The following is a 20383-nucleotide window of genomic DNA, read 5'->3' as shown; positions in this document are numbered from 1 at the left end:
TCATGTGGAACAGCGACCTGCAACTCGAATTGACTCACCCGCTCTGGCTGATGCTCTTGTTTGGGCTGCCGCTCCTCGTTCTCTTTTTCTATCGCAGCCTGGTCGATTTCACTCACCGGCAGCGTCTTCTCTCGCTCCTCACTCGGGCAGGCATCGTTCTCCTTCTTGTATTGGCCTTAGCCGGGTTAACGATTCTCACTCCCTCAAAAGAACTGTTCGTCGTCGTCGCTGTCGACCAAAGTCTCAGCGTCGGTAAAGAGGCCGAAGCGGCCACGGCCGAGTTCCTGCAAAAGACGAATAACCTCCAGAGCGACCAACAGATTCGGTTCGTTCCCTTCGCCAATCATCCCGGTCTGGTACAAACGGAACTCAAACAACTGGTGCCTCCTGGCTCCATTCAGAACCAACCTGCTACGTCTGACGAAGAACGTCCCAAGACCGACAACGAAATCGATGACGAGGCTCCTGAGACCGATTCTTCTCCTACATCAATTCCTGACAAACGGGATCCACCGACCGATCCACGAAGAGGGACCAACATTGCGCAGGCGATAGAAACAGCCCGCGCCGCGATTCCTCCTCACTATGTTCCCCGCATCGTCATTCTAACCGAAGGAAACGAAACAGCGGGTTCTGCGTTGGAGACGGCCGCCTATTCCGACATCCCGATTTACACTGTCCCCCTTCCCGGTCGCGACGATCCGGAAGTGCAGGTTTCGGAAGTTCTCGTACCTGCCCAAGTCGCGCAGGGAGAACCGTTTTATGTCGAAGTGGTGATCAACTCAAATCACGATGACGAAATCGACATTCAGATGTTTCGTGGTCCCCACAAAGTCGTTGAAGAAACTCAAAAGATCACCGCCGGTGAAAACCGTTTTCGGTTCCGGCAGACAGTCGAACGCGAACGTCTGGCTGAGTTTTCCGCCGCCATTCAACCGAAGCAGGACACCTTCGTCGACAACAATCAGGCTTCCGGCCTGGTCTATGCCATTGGTAAACCCAGGGTTTTGTTAGTCGACAGCCAGCCCGAACAATCCCAGTTTCTCGCCTGGGCTCTCGAAGAAGAAGGAATCAACGTCGATACCCGCCCGCCCGAAGGCTTGCCCGACACCCTCTCTGATTTGCAAAACTACGAAGCCATCCTAATCTCCAATGTTCCCGCTACCGATCTCTCCACGCATAAGATGGACATCATCCGGACGTATGTCTCCGAACTGGGTGGCGGACTGATCATGCTCGGTGGAGACCAGTCGTTCGGACTTGGGGGCTACTACAAGACAGTCATGGAAGAAGTCCTCCCTGTTCGCAGTGACTTTGAAAAAGAGAAAGAGAAACCATCACTCGCAATGGTGCTCATCATCGACAAATCGGGCTCGATGGGAGGACAGAAAATCGAACTCGCTAAAGAGGCGGCCGTCAGCGCGGTCGAACTGTTAGGTCCTCGGGACCAGATTGGTGTCATTGCCTTCGAAGGAAGTTCCTATTGGGCAAGTGAAATTCGTCCCCGTTCCGAAAAGTCGACATTAGTGAATAGCATTCGCTCGATTGAAGCGGGAGGGGGCACCACGATGTATCCTGCGATGGACATGGCTTACACCGGGCTGCAGTCCGTCGCCGCCAAACTGAAACATGTCATCATCCTTACCGACGGCCATTCTTCACCGGGTGACTTCGCCGGCATTTCGCAAACAATGGCTTCATCTCGAATCACTCTCTCCACCGTGGGCGTGGGTGATGGAGCAGACCAAAATATGTTGCAGGAGATCGCCCAGATCGGCAAAGGCCGGTATTACTTCACGACCGACCCGGCCTCTATCCCGCAGATTTTCGCCAAAGAAACCATGACGGCCAGTAAGTCGGCCATCAATGAAGAACCCTTCATTCCGCAGCAAATCCGTTCGACGCCCGTACTGGATGACACCGACATTGGCAACGCTCCCTTCCTGCTCGGTTACGTCATCACTCGCCCTAAAGCAACCTCCGAAATCATCCTCAGCTCCGAGGCGGGCGACCCCCTACTCGTCTGGTGGCGGTATGGCCTGGGAATGTCAGTCGCGTTCACATCGGATGCCAATTCCCGCTGGGCGGCAGAATGGCTCAGTTGGCCCGGTTACAGTAAATTCTGGGCACAACTGGTTCGTCACACGATGCGTAAAAGCGAAAACCGCGGAGTGAATGTTGACCTGACCCGACAAGACCAGACGGCCTCTCTCGAAATTGACGCTGTCAACCTGATGGGACAGTTCCTGAACAACGCGGAAACCGAACTGACTTTGATCGACCCACTCCTTAAAAAGCAGAACATCTCTCTCGATCAAATTGGTCCAGGAAAATACAAAACCAGTTTCGATGTACTCAAACCAGGAGCTTATCACCTGGAGTTGACTCAAAAACAATCGGGGCAGATTCAGTTTCAGCAATCTCGCGGTTTGATCGTCGGTTACCCTGATGAACTCCGCCTGAAACCGACCAACACCGAGTTACTCGAATCTCTGGCGGAAATGTCCGGTGGCAAATACGACCCTACTGTCGAGGAAATCTTCCAAAATAAGACTCAGACGGTTGGACGCCCGACCCCCTTGTGGCCCTATCTGCTTGCCGCTGCATTACTTCTGTTTCTGATTGACGTTGCGTTACGAAGAATCGACCTCTCCCTGTTCCTTCCCGGATGGGTTGGAAAGCAGGCAAGTTCCTGAAACACTGTTTGCTAATTCGGCACCATTTCGTAAACTAATATCTAAGGTTACGCGCAACCGGAAATAAACAACCATCCTTTGGAGAAACACCATGGAGAATCTCCTGCTTGAGAAATTGCAGAACGTTCGTCAACGACAACGTCTGCAATCGGGTTTTCAACTCGCAGCGGTCGGCATGTTTGCCGGTAATACCTTTGCCGTGCTGGCGTACATCGCGCTCTGGCTCTCGCCCGGTCTCCTCTCTCAGTATGCCATCTGGAGCACCGTGATCGCAGGACCGATCCTCGGTTTTCTCATCGGTTATTTTCGGTTTCTCCCCTGGGCCGTCGCTGCTAGTGCTGTGGACCGCTTTTACAAACTCAAGGACCACACCCTCTCCGCCTTGGAATTCTCCCAGCACACGCAGGATGTCACTCTCGAAAAACTGCAGGTTGCAGATACACTGAATAAAATCGATAACATCAATGCTAAACAGGTCGTTCCTTTCCGCACGCCTCGCGCCTTCCCCTACGCCCTCGCGCTGCTGGCCGTCGTCGGTTTGTTTGTGATGTTCCCCGGTGAAGACCAGCAACTCTCTGCCTCCATCGCCGAACCCAACCCCGGGCTGCTCGCAGTTGCCGAAGAGATGAAAAAAGATATCAAAGAGCTGGAGGAATGGTCGCAAGAGAATGAGATGACCGACGAGATGAAAGAACTCGTCGAACAACTCAAAGAACAAGTAGAAGAGATGGAACAGCCTGAAGTCGATGTGAAAGAGGCTCTCGCCAACATCTCTGAAATGCAGGCAGCACTTGCCGCAGAACAGGCAGAATACAATCCGGACGCCGTCAACGCTCAGATGAAGGCGATGGGAGCTGCACTGATGGCTGCCGACGCTATGAAAGCAGCCGCCCAGAAACTGGAAGCTCAAGACTTCAAAGGGGCCGCCGATGAATTTGAAAAACTGGAAAACGTCGAACTGGAACGCAAAGAAGCCAAAGCCGTTGCCGAAAAGTTGAAGAAGCTCTCCAAACAAATGAAAGACGCCGGACAGGGACAACTTTCCCAGACCACCTCCGAAATGTCAGACGCTCTGAACAGCGGACAATCCGGAGCCCTCGGCAAAGCCAGCAAGGATATGGCCAATCAATTAAAACGCCATTCCCTGAGAAACAATCTGAGTCGACTGCTCGCAATGCAAATGTCAAAACTCAATATGAACAAATCACAGTGCAAAGCATGTCAGAGTGGCATGTGCTCCAAATGCGGTAGTTCCAGTTGCTCAGGTAGCTGCAATGGTACTAAAAACTCTATGGCCGAAGGGATGAATAAAAAGAAGTCAACCAGCCCATCGAACACCTTCGGGAAAGCGACCAGCGGCAATCTGTTTGGAGACGCCACCAAAATCAACACCAACCGGAACCGTCAGGAAATCAAAGGCCAGGCAGGCGATGGTCCGACAGAAACAGAAACGTCCAACTCTCCTGAAGGTCGTGAGATGGCCGGTCGCTCTTACAACGAAGTCTACGAGGAGTATCAGAAAATCTCTGAGACCGTTCTGGATAGCGAACCGATTCCGCTTGGTCACCGCCAAACCATCCAGCGATATTTCGAGCTGATCCGCCCCGGACAATCAGAACTTCATCCGGAAGAGGGAACCGCCGAAACGCCGTAAGAAAAGGGGTTCTCATTTCAAACGAGCATTCGCCCTCAGCCCGCCCTCCCGGTGGGCTTTTTTATGCGCGACATCGAATGAATCCCAATCGTCCCATTCCTCGACTTCGCGCCGCCCTCGACTATAATGGCAGCGAAGAGAGCGATCTCCTCCTCCACATCTGTTTCTCCACAGCTGTCCGTGTCTTCCCTTTTTCTGACTTTATTGATTTGGACTTTTGATTTCATGACGACCATCATCCCCTTACCTGAATCCGAAGCACAGGACAAAATCGCACAGACTTACGACCGCATCAAAGACATGCTGGAGTTGGACGCCGTTCCCGAACCTTTTCTGGTTTATGCCCGGGTCCCTCCTTTCCTGCAGGACTTCTTCATGAACTTCAAGAAGTTCGTCATCAAAGAGGGAAAACTCGATCCATTAATGAAGGCCTACCTCGGGCTCTCTGTCAGTTCCCTGTATCGCTGCAAACCGTGGATCGACTTCTTTGACCAGCGTGCCCTGAAGCTGGGAGCAACCGAGCAGCAACTTCAGGAAGTTCTGGCCGTCGCTGCGACCAATAGCATGTACAACACCTTCTTCAAATTCCGCGACATCAGCGGCAGCGACCTCTTCGAGGGATTGCCAGTCGGTTTGCGAGCACACACCTTCACAAACACGTCGCTCGACGAAACCACCATTGAGCTGATTAACATCGCATTGAGTGACTTAAATGCTTGTAAACCCTGTGTTACAGGACACTTGGCAAAAGCACGTTCACTGCAGGTGAAAGACGAAGCGATTCTGGAAGCAATCCAGTGTACCGCCACCATGCTGGCGGGAGTTCAGTTTTTGAACTCGGTCACTCCCTGAACCTATTAATCGTTACAACCTCGCTTCAGGTATGGATTTACTTGACCGGAGGACGAACATCAATCACAATTGATGTATTATTCGTCACTCGACTTTTCCCCGAGTGACGAAATCCTTCCGGATTAAACGAGACATCCTGATTTCATCTTCTGGGTGTCCGTCCCATCCTCTTTCCCAACCTGTATGCCTCCAGTCCTCAGCCCGATTGCTCCCCACGGACTCGACTGGTCCTCCCTCAGAGTAAAGACCTGCCTGATGCTGACATTACTAGGAGACGGCCACAAATATTGCGACGGCGTAACCCGCCGATCGTTTCTTCAGATTGGCTCCCTCGCGATGGGAGGGTTGGCCCTCCCGCAATTGCTCAAAGCCGAACAATCCGGTCAGCAGAAAAGTTCAGAAAAATCGGTCATCATGGTTTACCTGACCGGGGGCCTGCCGCATCAGGACACCGTCGATCTGAAACCCGACGCTCCCGATGGAATCCGGGGTGAGTTCTCCCCAATCAGTTCCGCAGTACCGGACGTTCAGGTTTGCGAATTACTACCAAATCTGGCTAACGTGACCGACCGCATGGCGATTCTTCGTACCATTGTCGGTCAACGCGATGAACACAGCAGCTTTCAGAATTTAACTGGTTATCCGCAATCCGAAGCATTACGAGACGCACGGCCGAACTTCGGCTCCGTCATTGCCAAACTCAAAGGTCCCGCCGACCCGGTTGTCCCTCCCTTCATCGACCTTTTTCCGACCATGCGACATCGTCCTTACAATATTCCGGGCGCCGGATCACTCGGTGCTGGTATGCGAGGAGTACGGGCAGATGGTGAAGACTTGGCGGGAATGAAACTTCGCTTCGTTGACGAGGCACGCTTTCGCTCCCGTAAAGCATTGCTTGAAAGAATGGACAACGTCCGACGAGCACATACAGACGAATCCCTCGCCGCGATGGACTCGACATACCAGAAAGCCTTCGATGTATTAACTTCCAGTAAGCTGGTCGATGCACTCGATGTCGAAAAAGCGGATCTAAAAACCCGCGAACGATACGGCAAAGGGAGCCCGAATCACTTGGGCGATGGTGCCCCTATGTGGAACGACCAGTTGCTACAGGCAAGGCGGCTCGTCGAAGCGGGCGTCCGCTGTGTGACCGTCGCCTATGGTTTCTGGGATACGCATGGTAATAACTTCAACCACTTGAAGAAGCATCTCCCTCTATTCGATCAAGGAGTCGCTGCTTTGATCGAAGACATCTACGAACGAGGTCTGGATAAAGATGTAACCGTCGTTGTGTGTAGCGAGTTTGGCCGTAAGCCACAGATCAACGCCAACGCCGGACGCGATCACTGGGCTCGCGTTAATTGCGCGATGATGGCTGGTGGCGGTATGAATGTTGGATTTGCCCTCGGCAAAACAGATAAAATCGCCGGCGAAGCGGTTGACCGCCCGATCCACTTTACCGATATCCTGGCGACCATTTATCACAACATGGGTATTGAACCCGATGCCCGTCTGGAAGAAGTCTCCGGAGGCCGCATTCCGCTGGTCCCACTGGGCGCCTCGGTGATCGACGAGTTGGTCAGCTAAGCAGGCCTTCGGTGAGAGATTCTCTTACGGTACGCGGAACTTGATCGTCTCGGTGGCGAACTTATCGCTTAGCTGGTCTTCCAACCGCAATCGCATGTAATATTCGCCCGACGTAAGATTGTCTGGAATGTGGAGATTGTAGCCGTTGAAAAAGTCCCGGCGGTAATTGCGACAGAGGTCTTCTTTCGGTTGAATCGTTTCCGTCGCGACGGGGCCACCATTGTCACTCACCCGGTAGTACTCGATGGTTGTTTTCAACAAAGTACGGTAGCGAGCATCGGAAGTCAGTTCGCTTTTGAAGTTGGCAATCTCGGCATAAATCAGAACCCGCTCGCCTGGCGTAAATTCATCCTCGGCGAACTTCTTGTAATCCCCGAAGCTGTTGATCTCCTGACAGAAATTCACGTTTCGTAATTCCAGGTTCGCCTGTTCTTGAAGTCGTTGTGATGCTGTTTGTAATTGTGCCACCGTCTGCGTCGCTCTCGCCTGTGCATCCGGAATGGCTTGTTGATCGAAGTAGTTCGACATCGCCCAGAAAAGTTGTTGCCAGAATTCCTGGTTGGCAGGTTCCAATCCCGGTATGTACTGCAACGAACGTTCTTCCTGTTGCGACATCAAATAGAGCATCCGTAGGTAGACGTTCTTCTGCACATAGTCATGCCGTTGTTCCGGAGTTAACTGGGCCAGTTCCTGCTCGGTTATCGAGATCAACTGTGCCAGTAACGCATCCCGATTCCCCATCAGGTTCTCGGGAGGGGCTCCGTTGAGCGGCGCCTGTGCTTCTGCGAATTGCGGTATCGTGGCCTGCTCTCCGGTCTGACCATTGAAAGGTCGTGTCAGCATGGCTCCGAATTGCCGCAGAGATTGCGGTGCGGTTGTTAAACCTCGTACAAACCCTCCGGTGTTCGGATCGTTTCCGTTTGGAATGGCACCGGGCGTCTCTCCGAGAGCCGGATTGTTCAGCATCTGCTGATTCTGCGAGTCCATCATGCTGGTTGGGCCGCCAAATTGTGCCGGGGCTCCCACCATGCCATTTGCGGGACCGGGTGAATTCACTGTCTGCTGAGGCACCAGAACGACGGTGTCCGCCCGTGGAAGTGGTGGCACCGAAACGGTCTGCTGCATGAATGGATTTTCCCCAGGCGGTGACCCTGAAGTGACCGCTGGATTCAGCTGCTGGTTTTGATTCAACGAAGCTCCCAGCGGAGTTAATGGCTGAGGGTTCCCTGAGGGAACAAAAGTCACGGGAAGATTTTGTCCCGGGAGCGTACTTTGGAACTGATTCGCAGCCCCGGGCATCGCGTTGCCGACTGATCCTGCGGTGGTCGTTCGGAAAGGACTCCGATCGGGAAGACCAGAATGGCCCCCTTCGGGATTGGGAACAAAACGAACCTCCTCTTCGGGAGGCTTTTGAACTGATACGGTTTGAATGCCGCCAGTCATCCCATTAGCCATCGCCAGACTTTGTTCCTGCTGGCTAACGGATGCAGCTAATCGCTCCACGCGAATGATCTGTTTGACTTCTGTCGCCGAAAGTTTTTTCCAAGCCGCAATGCGTTCTGCTCGCAGTTTGGGATCGGGAGGCAATTCCGATAGTCGCTCAGAGATCAAGCGGGTCGTTTCGGGATCAAAATTGAAACCTGCCAAAGCGGGGTCGCTCGACTCGGAGCTGGACGAAGGGACGTTCTCTGCAGAAGATTTGTTTGGTTCTGAAGTCTTCGATTCGTTTGTTTGGTTGCGTAAAAACGGATTACTTTCTTCCTCTTTCTGCGTAACAGCTTGGTCTGTAGCTGGTGGAACGAAGAGCGCAAAGCGGGAAGTCTCCACGACGGAGGCACACCCCGTCAGGCAGAGCACCGCCAGACATAATATGTCGCTCTTCATTTTCATCATGCTTTTGTCCACATCAATCCAGTTGGGCACAACGCTTTAGGCCTTGTCGAGGGTCATCTGGAGAACCATTCCTCCGAACGTACTGAGTACGATCTGACCACTCGCGAAATCGATGCGTTGCCGGAAACTGGCGCCAACTTTAGAGAAAGTGGGCGGAATCTAAGAAAATCTGCATTTTGAAGCAAGACCGAGTTTCGAGCCCGTAGGAGCTAGCGAGTTCACAATAGTGACCTTACGAGCTTCAGCAAAGAAGGACACACACTCGCGCGCAGAAAAACGGCTTGTTCATGGTCTCCCGTGAACAAGCCGTTCGTTTATGATAAACCGATCAGGTTAAGGCGTCCCTTCCCCCTCCGGATTAAAGCAAAACCTCTGCCGGATGCAGCTAAGCCCCCCCTAAACACCGGGAACATCGATAGGTTCTGCTGTAGCGATCTTTCGTAGTTTCTGCAGGGCACGGGACTCAAGTTGGCGAATACGCTCTTTGGTTACGCCAAACTCGCGGCCCACCTGTTCGAGTGTCTGCGGTTCCGATCCTTTTTCCAGACCGTATCGACTGACGAGGATACCTTTTTCTCGTTCATCCAATCGCTCCAGAATGTCCAGTACTGCAAGACGTTGTTTCTTGTGGTCCATTTCCTGTTGGAAGGGGTTCGATCCATCGTCGTGAGATTGACTGAACATCTCCTCTTTACCCGTACGATATCGATCCCGATGCGTGTGCTCGGCAGGAATCGAACGAGCGTAGTTTTTCATGATGGCCCAACTTGCGTATGTTGAGAATTTGAAACCTTTGGTGTAATCAAACTTCTCGATTGCGCGAATCAAGGACATATTGCCATCGCTGATCATTTCAAAGAAATTCACCTCCGGTTTAACGTGCTTCTTGGCAATCGAAACGACCAAGCGCAAATTACTCCGAGTCAGGAAATTCTTGACGGTTTGGGATTGTTCCAGACATTCTTCGATCTGATCCATTTTGCCCGTATCAAGGTGGCGAACTTCCAATTCCTCACGCAGCTTGTTGGCTTTGAATTTGAGGTAGTTCATTTTTCGGAAGAAGTGTGCTTCCTCTTCCCGCGTTAACAGCGGTACGGAGTACAGACTCGCCAAATACGGGGGAAGTCCCGGTGGAACTTTCACCGCAGATTTCTTTTTGTCCGTGGTAGGAGGTGGCCCCAGAATGATTTCGTCTGCTTTTCTTTCTTCGAATTCGGGACTGTCCATGTAGTCGATCTTCTGCTCGAGTAATCTTTCTGCCCGAACTTCATTGAGAATTCGATAGATAGAATTACGTTTGCGGCAGTAACGACGACTCAGATCTGCAACAGAATCACCCTGCTTGAAGCGACGGTAAATCTCGACCTTTTCATCTTCTGTCAGCGCGCTGTGTGCTGAAGGGAAAATGGCGTTTTCGGGATTTTCGATATCGTAGTTTTTCAGTGTGTAACGAATCGCTTCCTGAGACCGTCCAAGACGTTCGGCCAAGCGTTTGGATATCTCCGTAGGACAACCTCCGACGCGGGCCAGACGGCGGGCACGCTGGATAATTTCTTCGCGTTCCTCATCCGTAAGCTGACTGAAATTCATTCCCCGTTCGACCTTATCACCGAACTGAGAAACGAAGCGTTCCACAGACGATTTCAAGAAACCGATCCGTTTTCGATTGCCGAATTTGAACCGACGACTGACGAGACCTTGATCTCTCCAGCGGTCTACTGTTTTGGTGGATACGTTGTAACGGTGGCTGACGTCTTTCACTGTTAGCACAGGCTCGCCGACGCTCTCGGCATTAATGTTGGCCGAACCGGAAAGATCTTCAATAAACAGACGCAGATCGTGCGCAAGTTCTTCACCGCTCAGTTCGAGATTCGGGTAATGCTCTCCTTTGTATCCCAGAACATGTTCGCTGACCTGGGGGTACAAGTAGACGACTTCTCGATCAAGCTCAGCCAGGAATTTCTCCGCTCGCTCCACCTGTTTTAATCGGGCTTCGACGGGCGCATACCGTACCTGCTGATCCGTCAAAAGTTTGATCGCGGGGTGATGATAGCGGGACATAATAACCTCCTGACCTTTCAGCCGTGGGGAACTCAGTTTTGACTCATTCAAATAATTCAGGTCAAATCGTTTTACTGACTATTCGGTGTCCGAATCTGTGGAACACCCTCATAAAACCTGATCCTCCAAAGGCAATAATCTGATCTCTGATGGCAACTCTAAAAGAGTGCAAGATCGATGCCTTTGTTAGAGAAAAGAGACTCTTATGGAAAAACAATCCGTTTTGCTACTACTGAAGTTCGTTTATCGTACTCGGATATCAGCAGAATTTTGGAAAAGAAGTAGTTCACCTCGGCCCTGGTGACATACCCGTTTGCTGCAATGTACCGAAATGGCATTCTCAGCTGTTTTTCGACCTTGTTTAAAGGAGTCTGATGGTTCTCTATCATTCAGTACGTGTATTTTGGACGTAGCGATGAATAAAAAGGTTCGCATGCAAACAGTTTTTTTAAAAAATGGACATCCGAACACATTTGTGTATAAAACCTGAACATTTCAGGATTCTTACCTATGATGACTAACTCTACAGGCGGACTTCTGTGAAATTTGTAACACTTTTGTTGTATTTTTTTCTTTTAATTCGTTTCATCCCCGCGTGTTCCAGCAGAAGGTCCTTTTACTGGTCTCTAAGGTAACACCCTGATTGCTGAGGAGTCTGCCCGCCACCCTCCTCTAAAATGCTCAATTCTGCTGCATTCTTTTAGTACAAATAAAAAAGGGCGATGCTTTGTAAGCATCGCCCTTTTTATTTATGTCTCTACTACGTTTGTAATGCCGTTTAGTAATTCCAGCTCAAGCCGAATTCCCATCCGCCGATCCAGAACTGTTCTCGATTCACATCGATTTTGGGTGTCAAAGGAGCTCCGTTCCATTCGATCGTCGAGCCTGGTCGAGCAACTTCCCAGATGTGAGTGTAGTTGTATCCGACCGAAACCACGGCCTCGTCAAAGAGATCAATGTCTCTCAGAACAGGCACGCTACGGAGTACATTACTCTGGGCCTTGATTGAAGTCGAAATCATGGGGGATAAGTGCGTCGTCGTTTTCGTCTGGTCAAACAGCAAGTCGGGACCAAAGTAGGTGCGACTGTTGTAAACGTTTGAGCCTCTCAACTTAATCTCTTCACGGTTCGCCATCAGACCAAATGTAGACTCCGTGACAATCCGGAAGTTTCTACCCCCAATCGTGGTGGCGAAACCCGCTTCCGGACCAATCAGATTAGAGTTCACTTTCGAATCAACAACGGTGTCGACCATATCGCTGAAGTGAAACCAGTCCGATTGCCCTGGAACCGAGACAACCGCATCAGCGTCATCGTCGTCGTCATCACCGTCGTCATCGTCGTCGTCATCACCGTCGTCATCACCGTCGTCAATGGTTACCTCTAGAGGAGTGATCGTCCCTTCTGGAAAAGTAACCGAGTAGGCCAAACCGGATTGGCGTCCGAAGAGACTGAACCCTTCACGAATACCCATATACTGGACCCCTAAGATGGGGCGAATCGCGATGTTATCACTTTCGTAAACAGCAGAGAGTTGTTGCGTAATCTCTGCTCCGTAGCTCTGCGTTTCAAACTTCATTTCAACATAAACGTCCCAGGGGATCGCGTCTCCGAGAGAGTTGTCTGGATCCAATTCCAGAGGAATTCCTGTGTAGAATGGAAGACCTGGATTAAACACACTCAGTCGATAGTCGATTTCTTCGTCAATGGGGTACCCAATTCCGGTTTCAGATCGTCGTTGAATTGGAGTTGAGCCAAAGTCGACTCCCAGATTGGAGCGGTCTCCCCAATTTCTTCCTGTTTGATAGTTCTGGTTCCAGAAACCACGGAGCATCACACCACCGACGCCGGAATCGCCCAGCCCTAAATACAATTTCAAGCCGCCTGCTGGACCTTCGTCGTAAATTTCGTCAACCGTAACAGGGGCCCAAGGGTCTGTACCGTCCAAATATAAGTCCTGCACGGTTCCGGGGCCTGGCGGGGTGGTAATGAAGACAACGTTATTGTCTGTATCTCCAAAGTCCACGTCGGGGTCGCCACCGTCATCGTCATCGTCATCGTCACCACCATCATCTTCGTCGTCATCACCGACGGCGAAGTGAACTTTCGTGGAAACTCGCGAATCCCCAATCACAGCCGAATCGGGTGATTTCGTTCGTGTTCGCGTAAACGAGGCGTTTAATTGGAAGGGCATTTCAAATGGAGCCCCTAAAATTCGTTCGAATACGTTGCGATCCGGCAATGGAGCACCGCCGTAACCGCCAGTCGCATAGGGATTCGGTGCGATCTCGTACCCGGCAGGCAACGAGTTCTCGTAATACGAGGCTCCATCTGCTCCTCTTACACCCCCTTGGTAATAAGTCCCAGACTCATTACCGTAGGAACCCGTAACAGGTGCTGGATAGCCACCGTATTGAGCATGCACGTTCGTTGCGGCTGACAGAATCAGCAAACCGGCGATTAATGACAACCAGAGTTGTACCCGCATGAGTAAGTCCTTGAATCGAACAGTCTCAAAGCAGATCGAGAACAGTTGCCTCCATCCAAATGGAGATCGAACTATTCTGAACCGAACCTTTGAAATCGCTTTTTAACAGCTGAATGCAGTTATTAAAGGCCAGCTAAATGAGCTCACAATGATGAGCGCAGAAAACTTGGCCTGCGGGTAATATCGGTTGTGACGATTGGTAATCTGTAGCGGTTATTCCGATCTTCCGCTTTTTTACAGTTATCACAGATATTCGGGCCTCAACAAAATCGAAACCGAGGCAGCACAACATTACCCTAAATACATACAGAAATAGGACTTACAAACAAATACGCTAACAAATCCAAAATGGGACACTTGAGAGACATCGGTAGACAGGGCCAACTAGGATGGTCTCGCAACAAAAATCGACCACTCTAAGTAGTCATTACCATTTAGAGAGTGGGACCGATGCTCCAGGGGCAAAACTCTTCGTCTCCGAGTCCCTGCAATTCACTCTTGGTCTTTTCGCCACTGGCAACGGCGATGACCTTCTCAAACAACTCCCGACCCACCTCTTCAACCGAGGCACCATCGACAATTTTGCCCGCATTGAAGTCCATGTCGTCGCTCATACGCTCATACAGCGGCGTATTGGTAGCGATTTTGATACTGGGAACGGGCTTACAACCAAAGCAACTTCCCCGGCCCGTGGTGAAGGCGACCACATTCGCTCCTCCTGCCACCATACCGGTCACAGAAGCGGGGTCGTAACCAGGAGTGTCCATCACGACGAAACCGCGTGAGGTGACCGGTTCCGCGTATTTGAAAACACCTTGCAAAGCGGTGCTGCCTCCCTTTGCGATGGCACCAAGTGATTTTTCGTAGATGGTGGTCAGCCCGCCCTTTTTATTGCCCGGGGAAGGATTGTTATCAATCTGCGTACCGAACTTACCCGTGTAGTCTTCCCACCAATGCATCAGATCGACGAGTTTCTGACCAACTTCGGGGGTAATGGCCCGGCGGGTCAGCAAATGTTCGCCACCGTAAATCTCGGGAGTCTCTCCCAGAATCGAGGTCGCTCCATGAGCGACGAGTAGGTCACTCGCAATCCCCAGAGCCGGGTTAGCCGTGATTCCACTGTATCCGTCCGATCCACCGCACTCGCAGCCGAGCATGATTTCTGAAACAGGTATTGCTTCACGTTGGACTTTATTCGCTTCGGGAAGCAACTCCTTAATCAACTCGACTGTCCGATTAACGGTTTTGGCCGTTCCTCCTGTTTCCTGAATCGTCAGCACCAGAGGTGAACCGGTCTGAGGCTGGCTGGCTCCTTTTAGCTGGACGAGACTTTGATCGTCAACCAGGAAACCAGTCTGCCCAGTTTCGCACCCCAAACCGACGATGACATACGCCCCAATGTTCGGATGTTTGGCAAAGCCGCCGAGAACTCGCGCCAATTGATGATGATCTTCTCCGTCGTACTGCATAGCGCAGCCCCCTTTATGGGTGAGCGCGACCACGCCGTCGACATTGGGATATTGTTCGAGAATGTCTCTTCGAATTTGATCTACCGCGTATTTCGATACGGACGCGGAACAGTTGACCGTACTGATGATTCCCACGTAATTTCGGGTTGCGGCCCGACCGTCAGCACGACGGAATCCCTGAAACACGCGGCCTTCCACTGGCTCGGGAGGAGCGGGAATGTCGGAACTGAACGCGTAATCGAGACTGAGGTGACCCGCAGTCAGATTATGAGAGTGAATCCATTCTCCCGGCGCGATGGGATGAGAGGCGAAACCAATAATCTGCCCGAATTTGCGAACCGGATCCCCGACAGCGATGGATGACCGCGCGATTTTATGCCCCATATCGATCGAGGCTGTGGTCGCAATTGGGGGAGCTCCGTTGGACTCGACGATGGTCTCACCTGGAGAGACCTGTCGTTTAGCAATTACCAGATTGTCGTCGGCATGGAGCAGTAAAAAAGCAGAATCGTTGAGCTTCATCGTGGTCTCGAAAGAATGTCAAAGAGGGACGAAAGAATACTGGTAAAGAGGAGGTGAATCAATGAGTGCATGCTACCATGATTTTCGAGCATACAGCAAGGAGGCGAGGACCCTCCGTAAAGGGCGATCCGAAGTAAATCGGCTGCTTAAGGGCTTTTCCAGACTGTTGGAAACTTATCTGAACTCCTCCTCCAAAACTTAGCCCCTCCGTTTCGCTCCGATTCGGATCTTGGTATTGTCTAAGTAGATATCGATTCAGGTACAGCGGCCGGCTAACGCCATTTCTGTTCACACTGAACAAAATTTGATCTGCTGAACGATATCCAAACCTGGTTCAGCTTATGGGAATCGCTGGTGACAGTGAGCCCCATGCCAGATCAGGTTCTTTCCTTCCTGAAAACTCGCCGATCTCCAGTCTCTGCATTCATCCATTTCACCAATTGGATCGGGCCATAAATCCTGCTGGTTAAGCAAAGGGTTTATCATTCCAGATCTGTGGCGAATCTGTGGCGATTGAATTTCGGCTCGCACTTTCTCAATCGACTCCCTCCGAACGGCAAAAGCCATTCTGGTTACTACCGCTCGCAGGAAAGTATATGCAATTGATTACTTCCGGATACGAAATCATTTCGGTGGAAGTCCTGGATCAGTTGTCAGTTCCTACTGTTAATCAACCGTTTCCCTCGTCCTGAATAATCGCGTCCGTCAGATGTTTCATTCCTTTGAGCCAAACCAGAATACAACGATCAGTACACTACCCTCCGGGTTGTGTCGACTGTTGGTGGGCATACTGCAGTTTCTGCAGGCCCCTTTTACTGCTGGTGAACCTGGGCTGGAGAAGAGGACTTCACGAACCGATTCGGCAACGACCGTTTGCAGCATTATGCAAACCAGAGCATTTTGTTTTCATCATGCCCTGAAGTGGTTCATGCCAGTTATTTCGCTGGAGAATTCTCCTCCCCTGTTCCTGCATTCGGCGCTCAATATCAAATCGAAGCTCCTACAGCGATTTCATCTGGACATTCTCAAACAGGTTGATAGGCAGATAACTGTCCACTGCTCACCGGCCCTCTGCCGGGACTCTCTGCTGAAAGACGTTTTGATCACAGGAAATGGCATCATTTCCGATAGGCGTTTTGCGCCTGTCTGTTGATCTAATCGAGTGATTTCCGCTCCCGGTTCACGATACGTCTTGTTTAACCATATTTTCCGCTCGCGCTGTTGGAAAAGCGATGCTTTTTCTGCGTAGAGCGTTCTCTGTAGAGAAAGTCATTCCTATGGAATACATAATTGGAGCTGTCATCGGAGTCGTGGCAGGGCTTCTGATCGGACTCTATTTTGAAAAACTGCGTTCCGGGGCCGCGTATAAAACCCGAGACGAGATTATCGAACAGGCCAAAAAAGAAGCCGAAAACAAAAAACGGGAAATGGAACTGGCCGACCGGGAAGAATTGTTGAAACGTCGTGAACAGCTCGACCGGGAATTAAATAAAGACCGTGAAAAACTGCGCGATTCAGAACGGAAACTCGACGAACGGGAGATGCAGTTTAAAGAACGGGAATCGAACCAGAACAAACAGGAACGGATGCTGGAGGCCACGCAACTGAAGCTGACCGAGCGTACCAAATCAGTGGAAGCGAAAGACAAACAACTCGATCGCATTCTCAAAGAAGAGCAGGAAGAGCTATACAAAATCAGCAGTCTCTCCAAAGAAGACGCCAAAGAAATGCTGCTCAACCGACTGGGTCGAGAACTAAAATCGGAAACGGGTGCGCTGATCCTGAAGCATCGCAATGAACTCAAAGAGATTTGCGACAAGGAAGCCCAGGAAGTCATCGGTATGGCAGTCCAGCGATACGCCTCGGCCCACACGTCCGAATCGACCGTCGCTACTGTCGATATTCCTTCTGATGAAATGAAAGGACGGATTATCGGTCGTGAAGGACGAAACATCCGCGCATTCGAAAAAGCGACCGGGGCCGACGTGATCGTCGATGATACTCCCGGCGTCGTGATTGTGTCGGCGTTCGATAATGTTCGCCGACAGGTGGCGAAGCTCTCCCTCGAAAAGCTGATTCAGGATGGCCGTATTCATCCCACACGAATCGAAGAGCTGGTCGAAGAGACTCGAAAAGAGATGGACGAAAACATCCGTCGCCTGGGTCAGGAAGCCATTCAGGAAGCGACTGTTCACGATGTCCATCCGAAACTGGTCGAACTGATGGGACGCCTGAGCTTCCGTACGAGTTACAGCCAGAACGTACTACGTCACTCGATCGAAGTCTCTTCGCTCACCGGCCTGATGGCCGAGCAACTGGGTCTCGATGGAAACCTGGCACGCCGCTGTGGATTCTTCCACGACATCGGTAAAGCGGCCGACCACGAGATGGAGGGGGGACACCCGGCTGTCGGAGCGGAACTTCTCAAACGATACACCGAAGGGCCCGAAGTCGTTCATGCGGCACTGGGCCATCATGATGACATTCGTGCGGACTACATCTATACCGTCCTCGTCGCTGCGGCAGACGCCGTCAGCGCCGCCCGACCGGGTGCTCGACGCGAAACGTTGGAGAAGTACGTCCGACGATTAGAGGAACTGGAAGCAGTCGCTTGTGGTTTCCCCGGTGTCGAACAAGCTTACGCCGTGCAGGCGGGTCGCGAAATTCGAGTCATCGTCGATGCTCAACAGGTCGACGACCGCGAATCGGCCAAAATGTGCCGAGACATGGCCACGGCGATTGAACAGTCTTTAACTTATCCGGGCGAGATCAAAGTGACCGTCCTGCGAGAAACAAGGATCACCGAGTATGCCAAGTAAAGTCGACAGCCTCCTCGTCTGCATGCTGCTGCTTATATTGATCCTCTGCTCTGCACAGACAGCCGAAGCAGAATCGAAGAGTGCGGATGCGACGAAGACATTGTACGTCTCCAAAGTGGGTGACAACTCCGATGGTCAAAGCTGGGCGAATGGGTTTCACACGATCCAGTCGGCACTCAGTGCGATTCCCGATGAAATGGGTGGATACACCATCGCCATTCGTCCGGACACCTATATGGAATCAAACCTGGCTCCCTCTCACAAGGGGGCCGCCGATGCGTACAACAGCTTGATAGGAGACTTCGACGGAAGCCTGGGATCGGGTGCTACGGGCTGGGTGATGATCGACAGTGGCGACCCGGAAAAAGGATTCAAAAGCTGGGACTGGTGGTCCACGATCAGAGCTTCAGACAAACATTGGCCTCACGGTAATAACGAGAAGACTTTTTCCAGCCTTGTCTGGGATCGTTGGAAATTAAACAACCTGTATGTCTCTGGAGGGGACGCAGGACTCTTCTTTGATTTAACCGACCAGAGTGGAAACGGATTCACAGTCATCATCGAAGACTGCGTCGGTATTGGCCGCGCATTTGGTGGAGGTGTCGTCTATCCCACCGTCAGACCGGATGAACCGAGCGTGTTTCGTCGCAGTTATTTCCTGGCGCTCGACTGGGTGGGTGATACCGCCGCCGTCCTCCTGGGTGGTCGCGAGCAGGAAATGCCCGAAGCACCTCACGCGATATTTGAAGATTGTACCTTGGTCCATGCCGACAACGCGGTTGCGATCTCCTACGCGAGCGACTGTGCCCGCGCGAGCTTCAAGAATTGCCGTATGATCGTGCTCAACTTCACCCAACCCGAAATGGGAGGCAAGTCGACCGGCATCCTCTGCACGCAGGGACACAAAGATACCGGCAAACTGCACGTCGACCTGGAAGACTGCTCGCTCGCCGGTTACAGCGTCTTTACTCCCGGGCCGGACGCGAAGGCTCTTACGTATTCTCTCAGCGGGCAAGTCACCGCTTATGTGCAATTCAAACAATCGCTGCCGGAAGGGTTCACCCGCGTCAATCAATGGTCGCCGAAACTCTTCTCAATGATGGCCCCACCGGAGACTCCGGAGGAACTGAAAAAGTTGTCGGAGCAAGAGTAGGACGATTGTCGAGAGAAGAATTCTCTCTCGGCTTTGGAGAAATCGGGGTTTCTGTTCAACACAAAGACTCGAAGACACCAAGTGGTAAAGAGATGAGTTAGAAGCCTGGGATCTATTTGGAATGGCCGACAACCAGGGTGACCATAATTCCTTGCTCATTTCAGAAAGAAAGTAGAGAGCAAGACATCTATTGGATCAAAATACGACGAGCCGGTTAAATCTCCTCTTTCAGTTTCTGTACTAGCTTGTCGTAACCGATGACATTGTTTGGCGGCAAGGCTACGTTCTGCGGGCTCCGAAGGCGGAGCAGGTTTGGGTAGGTCTCGAGTTCAGGTATCTGTCGTTTCCAGTGACTCCACGAACGCATGGCGACAATCAATTTCTGCTGTAACATCGCCTCGCGTACCAGCTTCATATTGTAAGCAACCGAAGGAACAAGTCCGTCGGGTGATATCGATCGCGGAATTGGTTTGTAGTTATTGGAATGATAAGGAAAGAGTTCAACCCAGAATACCTTATTTGAAAGCTGTTCTGCACCTATCTCTTCCTGCAACCACCGGGACTTCCTCCGCCACCAACCTGCTCCTGGCGATTCGCTGTACCGAGGATCGAAGAAATAGAATGGATAGTCATTGAGATTGTGCTGGAGATTCAGAAGCAACGTCTTCGTAAAATCAGGCTTACGGTGCCAGAGATCGTCGCCAGAGGAATACCCCGGGTTTAAGCTGAGAAAATAGACTGGGCTATCGGGATCGCCAATGAACGGTTCAGGATAAAGGTGCGTTTGCAGTTTAAACTTCTCTTGCGTGCTCCGATGGCTGTTGAACTGTTCGACGATGTCCTGATCTATCTGCAGAACATGAGGTGGTGTTACAGGGAGATTGATCCAAGGATTATTGAGCATGCCCAGCTTTCTTTATTTCTGTTGTCGGGTATACGATTGATTCGACGCTGATACAACAGCCCCCCAGCGCAACTTTTGAAACACTCAGGTTGTAGACCATATCTACCGGTTCCTACACTCTTTTTCCATTTCATTTGTACCTTCATATTAGAATGCTTGTGTAATCTAACTTTTCACCTTTGATGCTTCGTGCCCTTCCTGACTTAGTGGTTTAAACAACAAAAAAACCGCGACGAACTATTGCTCGTTGCGGTTTTTAATTGAGATGATATTTAACTCTGTTGT

At 51.3% G+C, this 20383-nt stretch carries 11 protein-coding genes; 6 read left to right on the top strand and 5 right to left on the bottom strand.

Going from position 1 to position 20383, the window contains the following annotated elements:
- The first annotated feature begins 2 nt into the window (after positions 1-2).
- The 4 genes from Pla110_RS04150 (at position 3) to Pla110_RS04135 (ending at position 6789) form a co-directional block, all read left to right on the top strand.
- A complete protein-coding gene (locus Pla110_RS04150) occupies positions 3-2696 on the top strand; it encodes a VWA domain-containing protein (protein ID WP_197440496.1) in 2694 nt (897 codons plus the stop codon).
- Between the two features lie 91 nt (positions 2697-2787).
- Positions 2788-4350: a hypothetical protein gene (locus tag Pla110_RS04145; protein ID WP_144993533.1), complete on the top strand. Its 1563-nt coding sequence runs from the start codon at positions 2788-2790 to the stop codon at positions 4348-4350.
- 225 nt (positions 4351-4575) lie between these two features.
- Complete coding sequence (locus Pla110_RS04140; protein ID WP_197440495.1) at positions 4576-5202, top strand: carboxymuconolactone decarboxylase family protein; 627 nt, start codon at positions 4576-4578, stop codon at positions 5200-5202.
- 255 nt (positions 5203-5457) lie between these two features.
- On the top strand, positions 5458-6789 hold the full coding sequence (locus tag Pla110_RS04135) for a DUF1501 domain-containing protein (RefSeq protein WP_144993529.1): 1332 nt from the start codon (positions 5458-5460) through the stop codon (positions 6787-6789).
- Between the two features lie 24 nt (positions 6790-6813).
- Here the strand turns inward: Pla110_RS04135 and Pla110_RS04130 are convergent, their stop codons facing one another.
- The 4 genes from Pla110_RS04130 to Pla110_RS04110 all read right to left on the bottom strand — a co-directional run bounded on the left by Pla110_RS04130 (position 6814) and on the right by Pla110_RS04110 (position 15222).
- Positions 6814-8712, bottom strand: a complete 1899-nt coding sequence (locus tag Pla110_RS04130) for a hypothetical protein (RefSeq protein ID WP_144993527.1) — start codon at positions 8710-8712, stop codon at positions 6814-6816.
- Positions 8713-9078: 366 nt separating this feature from the next.
- Entirely contained in the window at positions 9079-10743 is a 1665-nt protein-coding gene (locus tag Pla110_RS04125; protein WP_197440494.1) for a sigma-70 family RNA polymerase sigma factor, read from the bottom strand.
- A 778-nt stretch (positions 10744-11521) separates the two neighbouring features.
- Positions 11522-13231 carry a hypothetical protein gene (locus tag Pla110_RS22510; RefSeq protein ID WP_197440493.1) on the bottom strand — a complete coding sequence of 570 codons (1710 nt, stop codon included), beginning with the start codon at positions 13229-13231 and terminating at the stop codon, positions 11522-11524.
- Positions 13232-13665: 434 nt separating this feature from the next.
- Positions 13666-15222: a UxaA family hydrolase gene (locus Pla110_RS04110; RefSeq protein ID WP_144993525.1), complete on the bottom strand. Its 1557-nt coding sequence runs from the start codon at positions 15220-15222 to the stop codon at positions 13666-13668.
- Between the two features lie 1277 nt (positions 15223-16499).
- On the opposite strand from Pla110_RS04110, the gene rny reads away from it, so the two are divergent.
- Both rny and Pla110_RS04095 read left to right on the top strand, forming a co-directional pair.
- On the top strand, positions 16500-18041 hold the full coding sequence (rny, locus tag Pla110_RS04100; protein WP_144993521.1) for a ribonuclease Y: 1542 nt from the start codon (positions 16500-16502) through the stop codon (positions 18039-18041).
- A complete protein-coding gene (locus Pla110_RS04095) occupies positions 18031-19194 on the top strand; it encodes a hypothetical protein (RefSeq protein WP_144993519.1) in 1164 nt (387 codons plus the stop codon). Before rny ends, Pla110_RS04095 begins: the two co-directional genes overlap by 11 nt.
- A gap of 214 nt (positions 19195-19408) precedes the next feature.
- Here Pla110_RS04095 and Pla110_RS04090 read toward each other — a convergent pair whose 3' ends face one another.
- Positions 19409-20098 carry a hypothetical protein gene (locus Pla110_RS04090; RefSeq protein WP_144993517.1) on the bottom strand — a complete coding sequence of 230 codons (690 nt, stop codon included), beginning with the start codon at positions 20096-20098 and terminating at the stop codon, positions 19409-19411.
- Positions 20099-20383: the final 285 nt, after the last annotated feature.

Origin of the sequence: Polystyrenella longa, from assembly GCF_007750395.1 — a bacterium.
Classification (GTDB): Bacteria; Planctomycetota; Planctomycetia; order Planctomycetales; family Planctomycetaceae; genus Polystyrenella; species Polystyrenella longa.
This window is presented reverse-complemented; position numbering and strand designations above follow the sequence as displayed.